At 43.9% G+C, this 14,417-nt stretch carries 15 protein-coding genes and 1 other annotated feature; of the genes, 2 read left to right on the forward strand and 13 right to left on the reverse strand.

Features of this window, described 5'->3' with window-relative positions; translation table 11 throughout:
* Positions 1-221: 221 nt before the first annotated feature.
* Genes nadA through nadB form a run of 3 tightly spaced genes read right to left on the reverse strand, consistent with a single transcriptional unit; the run spans position 222 to position 3,760 of the window.
* Positions 222-1,325, reverse strand: coding sequence for a quinolinate synthase NadA (nadA, locus tag FZC76_RS08270; RefSeq protein WP_148987761.1), 1,104 nt, complete (start codon positions 1,323-1,325; stop codon positions 222-224).
* A gap of 1 nt (position 1,326) precedes the next feature.
* Positions 1,327-2,172, reverse strand: coding sequence for a carboxylating nicotinate-nucleotide diphosphorylase (gene nadC, locus FZC76_RS08275; protein ID WP_148987762.1), 846 nt, complete (start codon positions 2,170-2,172; stop codon positions 1,327-1,329).
* Positions 2,129-3,760: an L-aspartate oxidase gene (nadB, locus tag FZC76_RS08280; RefSeq protein WP_148987763.1), complete on the reverse strand. Its 1,632-nt coding sequence runs from the start codon at positions 3,758-3,760 to the stop codon at positions 2,129-2,131. Before nadB ends, nadC begins: the two co-directional genes overlap by 44 nt.
* A 143-nt stretch (positions 3,761-3,903) precedes the next feature.
* Here nadB and FZC76_RS08285 point away from each other — a divergent pair, with 143 nt between their 5' ends.
* Together FZC76_RS08285 and FZC76_RS08290 are read left to right on the forward strand one after the other, a co-directional pair.
* A complete protein-coding gene (locus FZC76_RS08285; RefSeq protein ID WP_148987764.1) occupies positions 3,904-5,046 on the forward strand; it encodes an IscS subfamily cysteine desulfurase in 1,143 nt (380 codons plus the stop codon).
* A 4-nt stretch (positions 5,047-5,050) separates the two neighbouring features.
* Positions 5,051-5,587: a transcription repressor NadR gene (locus FZC76_RS08290; RefSeq protein ID WP_148987765.1), complete on the forward strand. Its 537-nt coding sequence runs from the start codon at positions 5,051-5,053 to the stop codon at positions 5,585-5,587.
* Positions 5,588-6,394: 807 nt separating this feature from the next.
* Here the strand turns inward: FZC76_RS08290 and pheA are convergent.
* The 10 genes from pheA to FZC76_RS08340 all read right to left on the reverse strand — a co-directional run bounded on the left by pheA (position 6,395) and on the right by FZC76_RS08340 (position 14,345).
* Positions 6,395-7,255 (reverse strand): prephenate dehydratase, encoded by an 861-nt coding sequence (pheA, locus tag FZC76_RS08295; RefSeq protein ID WP_148987766.1) that lies wholly within the window; start codon positions 7,253-7,255, stop codon positions 6,395-6,397.
* Between the two features lie 56 nt (positions 7,256-7,311).
* On the reverse strand, positions 7,312-7,755 hold the full coding sequence (locus FZC76_RS08300) for an ACT domain-containing protein (RefSeq protein WP_010195933.1): 444 nt from the start codon (positions 7,753-7,755) through the stop codon (positions 7,312-7,314).
* Between the two features lie 252 nt (positions 7,756-8,007).
* Positions 8,008-9,291 carry a GTPase ObgE gene (gene obgE / locus FZC76_RS08305; protein WP_148987767.1) on the reverse strand — a complete coding sequence of 428 codons (1,284 nt, stop codon included), beginning with the start codon at positions 9,289-9,291 and terminating at the stop codon, positions 8,008-8,010.
* A gap of 56 nt (positions 9,292-9,347) precedes the next feature.
* Positions 9,348-9,878 (reverse strand): Spo0B C-terminal domain-containing protein, encoded by a 531-nt coding sequence (locus FZC76_RS08310; RefSeq protein WP_148987768.1) that lies wholly within the window; start codon positions 9,876-9,878, stop codon positions 9,348-9,350.
* A 223-nt stretch (positions 9,879-10,101) separates the two neighbouring features.
* Positions 10,102-10,392: a 50S ribosomal protein L27 gene (rpmA, locus tag FZC76_RS08315; RefSeq protein ID WP_148987769.1), complete on the reverse strand. Its 291-nt coding sequence runs from the start codon at positions 10,390-10,392 to the stop codon at positions 10,102-10,104.
* Positions 10,393-10,404: 12 nt separating this feature from the next.
* Entirely contained in the window at positions 10,405-10,731 is a 327-nt protein-coding gene (locus tag FZC76_RS08320; protein ID WP_148987770.1) for a ribosomal-processing cysteine protease Prp, read from the reverse strand.
* 15 nt (positions 10,732-10,746) lie between these two features.
* Complete coding sequence (gene rplU, locus FZC76_RS08325; RefSeq protein ID WP_148987771.1) at positions 10,747-11,055, reverse strand: 50S ribosomal protein L21; 309 nt, start codon at positions 11,053-11,055, stop codon at positions 10,747-10,749.
* 15 nt (positions 11,056-11,070) lie between these two features.
* Positions 11,071-11,159, reverse strand: a sequence feature (ribosomal protein L21 leader region).
* Positions 11,160-11,217: 58 nt separating this feature from the next.
* Positions 11,218-12,669, reverse strand: a complete 1,452-nt coding sequence (locus tag FZC76_RS08330; RefSeq protein ID WP_148987772.1) for an Rne/Rng family ribonuclease — start codon at positions 12,667-12,669, stop codon at positions 11,218-11,220.
* 31 nt (positions 12,670-12,700) lie between these two features.
* Positions 12,701-13,570, reverse strand: a complete 870-nt coding sequence (locus tag FZC76_RS08335; protein WP_316246598.1) for a M50 family metallopeptidase — start codon at positions 13,568-13,570, stop codon at positions 12,701-12,703.
* Positions 13,563-14,345, reverse strand: coding sequence for a M23 family metallopeptidase (locus FZC76_RS08340; protein ID WP_148987773.1), 783 nt, complete (start codon positions 14,343-14,345; stop codon positions 13,563-13,565). The genes FZC76_RS08335 and FZC76_RS08340 overlap by 8 nt, the downstream gene beginning before the upstream one ends.
* Positions 14,346-14,417: the final 72 nt, after the last annotated feature.

Below are 14,417 nucleotides of genomic sequence, written 5' to 3' on the forward strand. Positions count from 1 at the left end.
GGAAAAATAAATTTTTTCCGACGGTGCCCATTTTTATGATTTGCTTAAACACCGCTGTGGATTTCCTCAATTGGCTTCGCTTTCCTAGGGGCGGTGCTTGAGCCTCCTCGCTGCGCTTCGGGGTCTCAAGCTACCGCTATCTCCCTCAGGAGTCTCCGCCTTTTGCTTCAATCCACAGCTAGAAACTGCATTCTTTAAAATTAAACCTTAACTGTACTTTTTTATGCGTGTTCGAGCATTTTGTTTAGTGCTGAGATGGATTGTTGTGCTACATCTTGTTCGACTTGGATCCTGTTGATGATTTGTCCGCTTTCAATGGATTCCAGTGCCCATAGTAGGTGGGGAAGGTCGATGCGGTTCATGGTGAGACATGGACACATGTTTGGATTAAGCGAAACAATCTCCTTGTCTGGGTGCTGTTGGATAATTCTGTTTACCAAGTTCATCTCTGTCCCGATTGCCCACTGGCTGCCGGCTTCCGCTTTTTCTATTGTTTCAATGATATATTTCGTACTTCCTGCGAGGTCACTTTTTTGGACCACTTCCCATGTACACTCTGGATGTACGAGAATCTTCATCTCAGGTTTATCTCTTCTCAACTGCTCAATATTGCCAAGGGTGAATTTTTCATGAACAGAACAATGCCCTTTCCAAAGGATTACTTTTACCTTAGATGGGTCACCGTCGTATTCCAGTTCATCTGTTATCGGATTCCAAACAGCCATTTCTTCTAAAGGAATCCCTAAATCATAAGCTGTATTTCTACCCAGATGTTGATCTGGTAAGAATAAGATTCTTTCTTTTTGTGTGAATGCCCATTTCACCATTTTGTGCGCATTAGAGGACGTAACAGTAGCCCCTCCCCTTTTTCCGCAAAAGGCTTTAATGGCTGCAGTGGAGTTCACATACGTCAATGGCAGCATTGTCTCGCCAAAAACCTTTTCAAGCTTTTCCCACGCCCGCTCCGTTTGATGAATATCAGCCATATCCGCCATGGAACAGCCTGCCCTCATATCTGGCAATACCACTACTTGATTTTCATTCGTCAAAATGTCTGCAGTCTCCGCCATGAAATGCACGCCGCAAAAAACAATATAGCTGGCAGTAGTGTCCGCTGCAGCTTGTGCAAGTTGTAAGGAATCCCCTGTCGCATCAGCAAATTCAATTACTTCATCTTTCTGATAGTGATGTCCAGGAATAAAAAGATCCGCTCCAAGCTTCTCCTTTATTTCCTTAACTCTGTTTCTCATTTCCTCTGTCGTCATATCACGATATTTGGCAGGCAACAGCCCGTTATCTTTTTTCACTAAATCTAGTATGTTCATCTTAGTTAACTCCTTTCGCCCCAACGTTGAAACTAATATCTAATGATTTTGCTGAATGGGTCAGCAGTCCTAACGAGATGTAATCAACACCTGTGTCCCTGTAGGATGCGAGGTTTGTTAGATTAATACCGCCTGATGCTTCTGTTGTAATATGCATTGGCACATGCTCGATATAATCTTTTATTTCTTCCGGTGTGCGGTTATCAAACATGATGACGTCTGCACCAGCCTCCACAGCTTCCTGAACCTGTGCCAGCGATTCTGTTTCCACTTCAATTTTGACCATATGGCCGACTTTTTCACGCACACGTTGAACAGCGTTTGTGATGCTCCCGGCAAACTCGATATGATTATCCTTAATCATCACACCATCATACAATCCAAAACGGTGGTTGTATCCTCCACCGCAAGTAACAGCATATTTTTCCAACATTCTTAAGCCCGGAGTCGTTTTTCTTGTATCACAGACTTTTGTATGGTTGCTACTAAGCTCTGAAACCGCAGCTGCAGTCAACGACGCAATTCCACTCATTCGCTGCATCAAATTCAACGTCACTCTTTCTGCACCAAGTAAAGCCCTCATCTTTCCTTCCGCTTTTGCAATTACTTCCCCTTTTTCCAGTTTGTCTCCATCTTGTTTAAAAAGAGTGACCTGGACTGCTGGGTCTAGTAAGCGCATAGCTTCGATAACAATCTGTTCACCTACGAAAATACCATTTTCTTTTGCAATAAACGTCCCTGATCCTATTTCATTTTCAGCAAAAAGCGCCTCAGAAGTTAAGTCTTTTTCCCCTATATCCTCTTTATAAAAATGACGCAGCATCTCTTGCAGCATGATTATATTCATCTATCTCGTTCTCCTTTCCCAATGCGCTCTCTCTCTGTTGAACATGCAAAATCCGGACCTGTCTCCAAGATTCTTTAGCTACTGGAAAATCAGAACGAAAATGAGCTCCTCGACTTTCCTTTCGTTGAAGGGCAGCTTCCGTAATCAAATAGCATAACTGAAGCATGTGGATGGTCTCTATTTCCTTTATTTGTAAAATATCTGTTAGTTGATTTATCGCCTTGCAGTATGGTTGGAAAAGTTCGAGCCAATCCTTTAACTCCACTAACCCTTCCTCATGCCGGACAATTCCAGCGTGCTTCATCATCATGTGTTGAATTTCTTCTTTTGATGGAAGTGGCACTGCCCTCTGCTGAAGCAAATCCGTATCTATTTTGTCCGTAGATGTTTGGTGACAAAACAAATGATGGCTTATGACTTTCCCTGCTAAAAGATGATCGGCAAGCGTCTTTGAAAAAACGATGGTCTCAAGCAAGGAGTTACTCGCCAACCGGTTTGCTCCATGCACCCCATTACAGGCAGCTTCTCCAACAGCATACAAGCCTTGTAGCGTCGTTTCTCCGTGTACAGTTGTATGAATACCGCCCATATAAAAGTGAGCTCCCGGTACGACTGGGATGAGATGGGTCTTTAAGTCGATCCCATGCTTTGTGCATAGCTTCGTGATGGCAGGAAACCTTGTCTGGAATTGCTCCACGTTGGAGATATTCAAATATACTTTTTCGTCATTGTCCAACTCTTGAAAAATGGCACGGGAGACCACATCTCTTGGTGCCAAGTCTTTCATTGGATGTACATGTTCCATGAACCGATGGCCTTTACCATTTTGGAGAAATGCTCCTTCCCCTCGAACTGCTTCTGAAACAAGTCCGACCGCTATTCCGTCTACAGACAGCATCGTAGGGTGAAACTGCATGAATTCCAAATCTGTCAATGTCGCTCCCGCCTGATAAGCGAGTGACAGTGCCATGCCTGTAATGCTCTCATTATTTGACGTATAAGGATACAGGGACCCCGCTCCACCTGTTGCCAAAATCACTTTTGTGGCAAAGTAATTGGTCCGTTCTCCATTAGAATTAAGGGTTTGAACTCCACAGCATTGATCATTTTGGACATGCAACTTGATAACGGTTTCATGTTCTACCATTAATACTTTTTTAGAAAGCTTGGAATGGAGCCATTCCATCAATTCCTTGCCGGTTTGATCTCCACCGGCATGAAGGATTCTTCTTTTTGAATGAGCACCTTCCATACCAAGTGAAAAATCACCAAGAACATCACGATCAAACTGCATCCCATTTTGGATTAATGCCTGCAACTCACCTGGCCCACATTTTGTCAGTAATTCCACCGCATCTTCCTCATTGTGGTAACACCCTGCAGCAAGCGTGTCTTCGTAATGCAATTGCCAAGAATCTGTATGTTCGATAGCACAAGCAACTCCTCCTTGTGCAAGAAAAGAATTATTATCATTTTTACTCGACTTTGTGAAGATAATCACATTCATATGTTCACTTAAATAATTTGCAGTCAACAAAGCAGATAGTCCACTTCCGACTACAATCACATCTCGCTGTAAACTAGACACAAAAAAACCTCCTGTGTATATAAGTGTCTTGACACCTATATTTACATATTTCTATACTAATGACAAGAGATTTTTTCAAAGACCGAAAGATTGCTAGATATTACTAGATTTAGCAGTCATCTAAGGGGAGGGAGTTTTCTAACATGATCTATCTCGATTACGCGGCTACTACCCCCATGAGCAATGAAGCCTTGGAGGCCTATCAGCACGTGGCACGGAATTATTATGGAAACAGCAGCAGTTTACACGACACAGGCACCACCGCAGCGGATTTATTGGAAACCTGCCGAGGCGAGCTTGCAAGGCTGATTTCTGGGCAAAAAGAAGGTATTTATTTTACTAGCGGCGGAAGTGAGGCAAATCTTCTTGCCATACGCACCTTGTTAAAAGGGTGTGGACAAAATGGAAAGCATATCATCACCACCGCAACAGAACATGCTTCCATTCATTCCCTATGCAAGACATTGGAAAAAGAGGGCTATGAAGTTACGTGGTTACCCGTGGACTCCAATGGAATTATTGCTCTTTCCCAATTAAGAGCAGCATTACGCGAGGATACTTGCCTTGTGTCGGTCCATCATGCTAATTCAGAAACTGGAATCTTACAGCCGCTTGAAGCAATTGGGGAACTCCTTAAGGAGAAAAACATCCACTTTCATAGCGATTGTGTCCAGACATTTGGTAAAATACCAATAGACGTGGAAAAGCTCCACCTTACAAGTATCTCGATATCATCCCATAAAATATATGGACCAAAAGGCGTCGGAGCCTTATATATCGATCCAAAAGCAACTTGGAAATCCATTTACGAAGGCGCTAGTCATGAGAAAGGAATGCGCCCCGGCACAGTAGACATCCCGGGTATCGCTTCATTCCTAACTGCTGCCCAACAAATGGAGGCATCCATGGAGGATATAAAAGAAAAATATGAAACGATGCGGATCCACTTTCTCAGACTGATTCAACAATCCTGGCTTCCCGTTGTTGTCGAAGGGGAACGTGTACAAGGCCTTCCACATATCCTCGGCTTGAGAATACCAGGTATCGAAGGACAGCACGTCATGCTTGAATGCAACCGAAGAGGTATTGCGATCTCTACAGGAAGCGCTTGTCAAATGGGATCCCAATCGCCTTCAAGAACAATGATTGCCACCGGTAAAACACCAGATGAGGCACGGGAATTCATCCGCCTTTCATTTGGAAAACAAACCACTATCAGAGACCTTGAACTTGCTTTCGGGGCACTTAAGGAAATCATAGAAGAACAGATGAAAAGGAGCGGCTAAACTTATGACACAAGAAAAGAAAGTACTTGGGGAAGAACGACGAAATCTCCTTTTGCACTGGCTGCAAACAGAAGACAAGCCGCTTACAGGCGGAGAATTAGCGGGCCGAACCAATGTAAGCCGACAAGTCATCGTCCAGGACATCTCTCTCTTAAAAGCAAAAAACGAACCGATCCTTGCAACCAGCCAAGGCTACGTCTACATGAAACCTTTCGGTGAACAGGTAAAAAAAGAGCGAATTATCGTGTCCTTCCACGAACCCCAACGGACGAAAGAAGAACTATATATCCTCGTCGACCACGGCGTAACAGTCAAAGACGTGCGAATCGAGCACCCTGTCTATGGCGATTTGAACGCATCTGTCATGGTGTCTAGCCGCGCGGAAGTAGACGCTTTTATCCGGAAAATTAAGCAAACGAATGCTTCTTATTTGTCGCAGTTGACGGATGGCACGCATTTGCATACGATAGAGGCCGATTCTGAGGAGAAGCTTGATGCAGCGTGTGCGGCGTTGAAGGATGCTGGGATGGTTGTGGAATAGGGAGTGGGGTTATGAAGCTGTTTTAGGGCTTGAAGCAGGATACAAAGAGTCTCTTTTACCTTTTTGCTGTAAGCGCGGTGGGTTCCGGCGGAAAGACAAGTTTCTATTGGACCTTACACCTGCTTTTTCCCCCGCTTCGGGCGTATAGAACCGTTCTATTTGACTTTTCCTCCTGCTTTCACCTCGCTTCGGGCTTATAGAACCGTTCTATTTGACTTTTCCTCCTGCTTTCACCTCGCTTCGGGCATATAGAACCGTTCTATTTGACTTTTCCTCCTGCTTTCACCTCGCTTCGGGCATATAGAACCGTTCTATTTGACTTTTCCTCCTGCTTTCTTCTTGCTTCGGGCTTATAGAACCGTTCTATTTGACTTTTCCTCCTGCTTTCTTCTCGCTTCGGGCTTATAGAACCGTTCTATTTGACTTTTCCTCCTGCTTTCTTCTCGCTTCGGGCTTATAGAACCGTTCTATTTGACTTTTCCTCCTGCTTTCTTCTCGCTTCGGGCTTATAGAACTGTTCTATTTGACTTTTCCTCCTGCTTTCACCTCGCTTCGGGCTTATAGAATCGTTCTATTAGACTTTTCCTCCTGCTTTCTTCTTGCTTCGGGCTTATAGAACGCTTCTATTTGACTGTTTACCCTACTTTCTCCCGGCCTCGGGCGTATAGAACCGTTCTATTTGACTGTTTACCCTGCTTCTTCCTCTCTTCGGTCGTATAGAATGCGCGCCCCCACCAACAACAAAAAACCGCCCAAAGATGCACCTAACTTCAGCACCCCTAGACGGGTTTTCCTAACAAAACAACACTATTTCAATAAATAACTATTATATCTCCCCAACACTTTCACCGAACACCCAAGTGCCTCCAGCTCCTCAATCGCTGGCGGAATCAACGGATGAGCCGCTTCCTCATTAATATCAATAATGAAAAAATAATTACCCAAACCCGTTTTCATTGGGCGGGACTCTATTTTTGACAGGTTAAGCTTTCTCCATGCAAATACGGATAACACTTGGTGAAGTGCGCCGGATTGGTCCGTTGGGAGCGACACCATTAGTGTAGTCTTCTCTCCAACATTACCGTATTCTCCATTTTGAAGCATCACTGTCTCATCGCGATGCAGGATAATAAACTTGGTATGATTGTTGTCATAGTCATGAATGTTTTCTTGCAATACACTTAAGTTATATTCTTTTGCAGCAAGCGAATTTGCGATGCAGGCGGCCTTTTTGGAAAGCCTGTGATCGGAAATCAGTTTTGCGGCAGCGGCAGTGGAGGACGTGGTTTCATACACTGCATTCGGATAGTTTTTATGTAAGAATTTATGGCATTGGGCAATTGCGTGGGAGTGGGAATAGATTACTTCCAGCTCTCCGCCATTTTTTATATGATCAGGATGAACTAATAAATGCTGACTAATTGGAATGGTCAGTTCGCCGACAATCGGCAAAGGACAGTCGTGAATAAGGTAATCAAGCGTCACATTGACAGATCCTTCAATTGCATTCTCAAGTGGAACGACCGCCATGTCGACCTTGCCTTCTAACACTGCATCCATGCACTCAGGTATTGTGGAAAACGCTTTTTTACTAGACTCTGGAAAAAATTTTGTAACCGCCATATCAGTAAAGGTTGCTTTTGGTCCTAAAAATCCAATTCTTGTCATGCTCTCTACTCCCCTATCTCCACTATGCTTCCTTAGGGTAACACATGTACTAAAACTTAAGCGCCTGTCCCTAAGATCTCTACTTTATCTACAAATTCTAATCGCTTCAGCATCGAAAGTAAAGCGTTGATATCACCTTTTAAGCCAGACATATCAAGGGAAAGCGTCACATTTGCCTTTCCTTGCAGTGGAATGGTCTGGTGAATGGTCAACACATTACAGCCGACAGTTGCTACCGTTGCAAGAAGTTGCGATAACGCACCTGTCTGATCTTCTAGGTGAAAAAACAAGGTCATGATTTTTTCTTTTACCATAGTGTGAAACGGAAAAACGGTGTCACGATATTTGTAAAAGGCACTGCGGCTGAGGTCCACTTTTTGAACCGCTTCAGCGATGGAATCCACTTTGCCGCGTGCAAGCATTTCTTTTACTTCAATCGACTTTTTCATCGCTTCTGGCAGGACGTCCTCCCGCACTAAAAAAAACTTCTCCTCTAACATCGGATATCTCTCCTTTTTTTAAGGGATATTCTTTCAATTATCTCGTTAACTTCCTGTTGACTTTAGCTCTAGGTGTTCGCTTTCCTCGGGGCGGTGCTTGAGCCTCCCCGGCAAGCCTGCGGGGTCTCAAATCTACCGCTACCTCCCGCCGGATTCTCACACCTTACGCTACAGTCAACAGGAGGTAATCACTGCAAGTATTATGTATATGTAAAGAAGAGAGGATAAAATGAATTATCCCCTCTGGCCAATCTATTCAACAAATTCGAATTCGTATTTCTGTAGACGTACGATGTCGCCGTCTTTGGCACCGCGTGCACGCAATGCTTCATCAACACCCATACCACGAAGCTGACGGGCAAAACGTTTGATGGACTCTTCATGGTTGAAGTTGGTCATTACAAACAGTTTTTCAAGTTTTTCACCTGACAAGACATAGGCACCGTCCGGATCACGTGTAATCATAAATGGAAGTTCTTCTTCCTCGTGCTTATAAACCACGCGTTGCTCAATTGCTTCTTCTTCATATAATGGATATTCTGGAGCATGTTCAAGCTCATCCGCGACTGCATATAAAAGGTCACGCAGACCGCTGCGAGTTAGCGCAGAGATAGGGAATACTTTTACATCATCGCCTACTTGCTGCTTGAATGTCTCAAGATTTTCTTCTGCATCCGGCATGTCCATCTTGTTTGCTACAACAATTTGCGCACGCTCTGTCAGACGCAGGTTATATTCTTTTAACTCTTCATTAATCGTTTTGTAATCTTCATAAGGATCGCGGCCTTCTAATCCGCCCATATCCACGACATGGATGATGACCCTTGTACGCTCGATGTGACGAAGGAATTGATGTCCAAGCCCCACACCTTCATGTGCCCCTTGAATCAATCCAGGTAGATCGGCCATAACAAAGCTGCGGCCATCTTCGGTTTCTACTACCCCAAGGTTAGGTACGATCGTAGTAAAGTGGTATTCCGCAATTTTCGGTTTTGCTGCAGAAACTACGGAAAGAAGTGTGGATTTCCCTACACTTGGGAATCCTACAAGTCCTACATCCGCAAGCACTTTCAACTCAAGAACAACATAGCGCTCTTGACCTGGTTCCCCGTTTTCAGCAACTTCTGGAGCAGGGTTTCTTGGTGTAGCAAATCGTGTATTACCGCGACCTCCGCGGCCACCCTTTGCTACTACATATTGCTGGCCGTGTTCTGTTAAGTCAGCCAATGTTTCTTTTGTATCATCGTCCATAACGACAGTTCCCGGTGGAACCTTTACAATCATGGCTTCCGAATTTCTTCCGTGCTGGTTTTTGGACATTCCATGTTCTCCACGGTTTGCTTTAAAGTGACGCTTGTAACGGAAATCCATTAGTGTGCGTAAGCCTTCTTCTACTTGAAGAATGACGTCCGCTCCTTTTCCGCCATCACCGCCGGCTGGTCCTCCATCCGGTACATATTTTTCACGACGAAAGGCAACCATTCCGTTCCCGCCGTCGCCACCTTTTACATAAATCTTGACCTGATCGACAAACATTGATTATTCACTCCGATATGTCAAAAGGTTGATAAAACACCTTTTGCGTTCATTTTTTAAAGCTTGTAAGACACTTGGATAGTACTTTGCTCTTGGGTTATTTCTTGTTCAACCACTGAGAAGCTCTCCGGCTGTCTTTGCAGCCACTCCGTTAAAAAGTCTGTATCTTCTAGTATTCCATTTATATCAAAAAAGAAACGAATTTCCGCTTCTTCTATATGCAAACTTAAAAACAAATGGTTATCTGCTTTTTTGTTTACCGCATTTTCCAGGTCGGTAAACAAAGAAGAAATCCATTTGTACAATAGCTCATCCGCTTTTGACAGATTTACAGGCTCTCCGATAATTTCATATTCCAACGAAAATAGTCTTGGTTCCCAATGGAATGTAATCAGATATTCCGCAAATGCAGGGGCTTGTAAATTCGTCAAGTTGGATTCGTGATTGGCCTCAAGCACAATCTCCTCTATCAAATTATTCACTCGCTCCAACCGTCCAAGCGACAAATTCGCCTTAATCAACTGAATCCGATTAAGCCAATCATGCCTCGAATGACGCAACACATCCAACGTCCCTCTATTTCTCATAATACCGTACTCCTAGTCCAAACTTTAATACCAATACCTTCTTGACTATGTCGATTATAGCACAAAAAAAGAAGAAAAGGGGGTCAGACCCCTAAAGGATTTTAGCCCTTTATGTCGAAGGGGATCACAAAGCGCTATATATAATCGCTTATAATCAAATCAACCTAAAATCGCTTGCATTAAAAAAACTCTAACCTAAACATAGGCTAGAGTTCCTTTGGAATTATGCTTCTTGAGCAACAGGATATACGCTAACTTGTTTGCGGTTACGGCCTAGGCGCTCGAAACGAACGATTCCGTCAACCTTCGCGAACAATGTATCGTCTCCTCCACGTCCAACGTTTGCTCCAGGGTAAATTTTAGTACCGCGTTGACGGTATAAAATAGAACCACCAGAAACTTGTTGACCGTCTGCACGCTTAGCGCCAAGACGTTTGGATTGAGAGTCACGACCGTTTTTAGTACTACCTACTCCCTTTTTGGAAGCAAAGAACTGAAGATCTAATCTTAACATGTATTCCACCTCCTACTTAGAAATGGTTATATAATTTCCATAGTCACGTTCAATCGTCTCTAAAGACACAACCATACCTTCTAGCAACAGTTGTACTTTTTCAAATGTCGACTCATCCAAGTCGGATGGGACCGAACACTTTAAAAATCCATCTGCCCCTTGCTCAATATCAGGAGTAACCTGACATAGTGACATAACAGCGTTCACCGCACCGAAAGATACAGCAGAAACACCGGCACACACAATATCTGCACCCTTTTTGGCAAAGTTAGCATGTCCAGTTATGGTAAACGATTGGATCAGCTTGTGATCGTCTCGTTTAATTGTAACTTTAATCATCCGATCACCTTTAAATTACAGGTTGATTGCATCAACAGTAACTTTTGTGTAAGGTTGACGATGACCTTGTTTTTTACGGTAGTTTTTCTTCGCTTTGTACTTGAATACAGTAATCTTCTTCGCACGACCTTGTTTCTCAACTTTAGCCGTTACAGTTGCTCCCGCTACTAGTGGGCTACCAACTTTAACATTGTCGCCACCAACGAAAAGAACTTTGTCGAAAGTTACTACATCTCCAGTAGCACCATCAAGTTTTTCGATGTAGATCGTTTGACCTGCTTCAACCTTGATTTGCTTACCACCTGTTTCAATAATTGCGTACATTCTCTTGCACCTCCTCAATAGACTCAGACTCGCCAGTGTCAGGTATATGTAACGAATTCACGCCCATATTTCATGGAACCTGGACTGTGCGGTTGTAGCACGGGTGCTACAAACTAACAAAGAACATCTTAGCATATTCCAAACCCTTATGTCAATAAGGTTTCACAGCGTTTTTACCCTTTCTTTCGCATCCTCGACAGAACCGGCAAAACGCACTTCAAAACGTGGTACCCCGTCGTTTTCTATAAAATAAATCTGGATACCACTTCGCTCCATTATATCAGGCAACCCCATCAGCTTGTCCACCACTTCCGGACTTGCTTCCACAACAACAGCTTCTACATCGCTTCCTTTAAACTCCAACAGTTCTCGTTCCAGCTGGTAGGTGACGGTATCTACTGAGAATACCACACCTTTCCCATCACAAGGAGAACATGGCTGCAACAGCATCTTCGTCAACGGCTCACGAACTTTTTTACGCGTCAACTGCAGCAAATTTAATTCCGTAAATCCAATTACTCTCACATGTGAGCGGTCTTTCTGTACCGCCCCCTTAACTTGACGTAGCACCTGATCTCGATCCGAACCATTAGCCATATCAATGAAATCAACAATAATGATACCACCGATCTGCCTTAGGCGAAGCTGTCTAGCAATTTCCACTGCAGCCTCGAGGTTGGTTTTCAACACGGTCTCTTGAAGCCCCGTCTTCCCTATGTATTTGCCTGTGTTTACATCAATGACCGTCATCGCTTCGGTATGTTCGATTATGATATATCCGCCGCTTGGCAGCCAAACAATCCGTTTCAACGCTTTCTCAAGCTCCTGTTCCATGCCTCTTCTTTTAAATATGCCTTCTTTACCTTGATAAAATCGGACAGGATAGCCCTTCTTTTTCAAAAACTGCGAAGTCCCCGCATGATCTACCTCCACAAGTTTTACCTCAGCAGGTGGAATCTCCCGAATTATTTTGGATAAAAAATGATCCTCTTCGTGGACTAGTGAAGGCACCTTTACTGATGCACTCTGTTTCTCCAGCACCTCAAGGAACTGTCGCTGTAACTCTAGCAGTTCTGCCTCTACAACATCTGCCGCAACATGCTCGCTTGCCGTTCGTAAAATAACCCCTTCATCCGAAGTCAGCCATTCTTGCAGAAGCTTTCGCCATTCCTGTCTTTTGGCATCCGACATTTTCTTGGAAATTGCTTTGTACATTCCAAAAGGCTGATACACGATATGTGTACCTGGAAACTCTAGAAGCCCAGTTAATTTTGCGCCTTTTGTTCCCTCGCCCTCCTTTACCACCTGCACAAGAATCGCTTCCCCTTGGTGGACAAAATGAGAGATCCCTTTCTGTTCTTTTTCCGCTTTAGAAAGTGTGGAGGTTTGATAGGAACACAAATGGTCGCGGTGAAGATATCCCGGCTTCTTTTGTCCAAATTCAACAAAAGCGGCTTGCATGCCTGGCAGGACATTCACAACGCGACCAATATAAATATTCCCTTCTATCGGATGCGTTGTCGGCCGGTCTATCAGCAGCTCAACAATTTTATCATCCTCTTTTATCGCGACTCTTTTTTCTGTCGCTTTCATATCCATAATTAACTCTATCAATGAAATAGCCTCAGCTTTCGAAGTGAAGTTTTTAGTATGAATACAGGATATCTCCTATATCAATTGTCGTCAACTTCTCCTTGAAATAAGCATGCAGCAGTTCATTTTCATCAAGCGGAGGCTGTTTGTCCTTCCCCTTCATTACAATAATATTATGCTTGCAGTCTCGCTTAAACTTCTGAAGCACCTGGTGAATCTTTTCTTTTTCATCCACAACAATCGGAGTAATCGTTGAAAACGAATTATTCTTTCCATAATAACGTTCCATCAAAAAGCGCATAAAGACAAAGTGCCGCTGCTTCCACTCTGTATATAAGGAAAAAAACAGGAACACTGTGATGATCCAAATATTAATGTGTAACGGGTCAATAACCAGATATGTTGCACAAAAAAGCGCCAAGAACACAAAGGAAGCTTGCAACGTTCGCTCATGAGCCTGTGCAAAAGCGGACGTACGACTAAACAGCAACCCCATGATTTTCCCACCATCCAACGGCCAGATCGGCAATAGGTTCACGAGGAAAATCATGATATTAAAAGTAAAAAACAGTTCCCACATGCCACCAGAAAGATAACCAAGCTTAAAAAGGAGGAATGCGCCTGCTGAAAGCCATACATGCTGCAGGGGACCAGCAAGCGTCACAACCAGCTCCTCTTTTAATGGACGGTTTCCATGCTCCTCCATCTCGGCAACCCCGCCAAATGGCAGCAACAACACCTGTTTGATGCGCCAATTATAGTGAGTTGCCGCAATCCCATGGCCCAATTCATGGATAAATACAATAAAAAATAAAATAAGCAGCTCCCGGAAATTCGCCGTTAAAATGGCCAACCCGGCGAGAAACCACATTAGTGGATGTACATGAATTTTTTGTAATAGCCTCAGCCATTTATTATTCAAATGAGATCACCTGCATAGGGTCGATAAATTCATTATCTTTTTGGATGGCAAAATAAAACATCCCTTTGGAACCATCTTCAAGGACCGTGGTCTTGCCGAGCACATCGCCCGTTTCAATAAAATCAAACAGCTTCACTTCCACTTCTCCAAGCTGACCATACCACGTATAACTATCATCGGGATGCTGGATGATAATCGTCTTGCCTGTATCCTCTCGGTTCCCCACAAACGAAACAAACCCACCATTCATAGCCTCCACATTGGAATGGGCCATCGTTTCCACCATTACACCCTGCCCATTCGCTTCAAAGCTTTCGAAAACTCGTCCAGAAGCCGGTATGACATAATCATCCACATTGACGTTTGGCTGATCGGCACTTTTCGGCAATGGCAACAACGCCAACGATTTTCCAAATTTCTCCTCATACCATGAAGTGAACGCTGCAAATTGAAAACTCTGCTCCATCGTTTTAGAAACGAACTGACGCGGCTTTTCGAAAGTACTCGTAGGATTCTGGAACATAATGGCTACCACCAGCACAAGAATGGCCGATGCCAAAATTTTAAACAGGAAAAGCTCCTTGTTAAATAACGGATGCCCCCCGCCTCCATCTGGTCCCCCTTCATAAGAGGTATAACTAGAACCCCCATATCTTTCCTCATCACGCATTAACTGTTGCGTTGATCCTATGTTGTTCCGTTTCGGCAACTGATTCTGCCGCTGACGTCTTCTCTTTGCGGCCCTTCTTCTTATTTCCGCTATCCGATCATTCATACAAACACCCTTCCCGCAAATAGGTTTGTACCATTTTATGACTTGTCCGGGGAGGATATGACGGGGGTGTTG

This window comes from Sutcliffiella horikoshii (assembly GCF_008180725.1).
Classification (GTDB): domain Bacteria; phylum Bacillota; class Bacilli; order Bacillales; family Bacillaceae_I; genus Sutcliffiella_A; species Sutcliffiella_A horikoshii_B.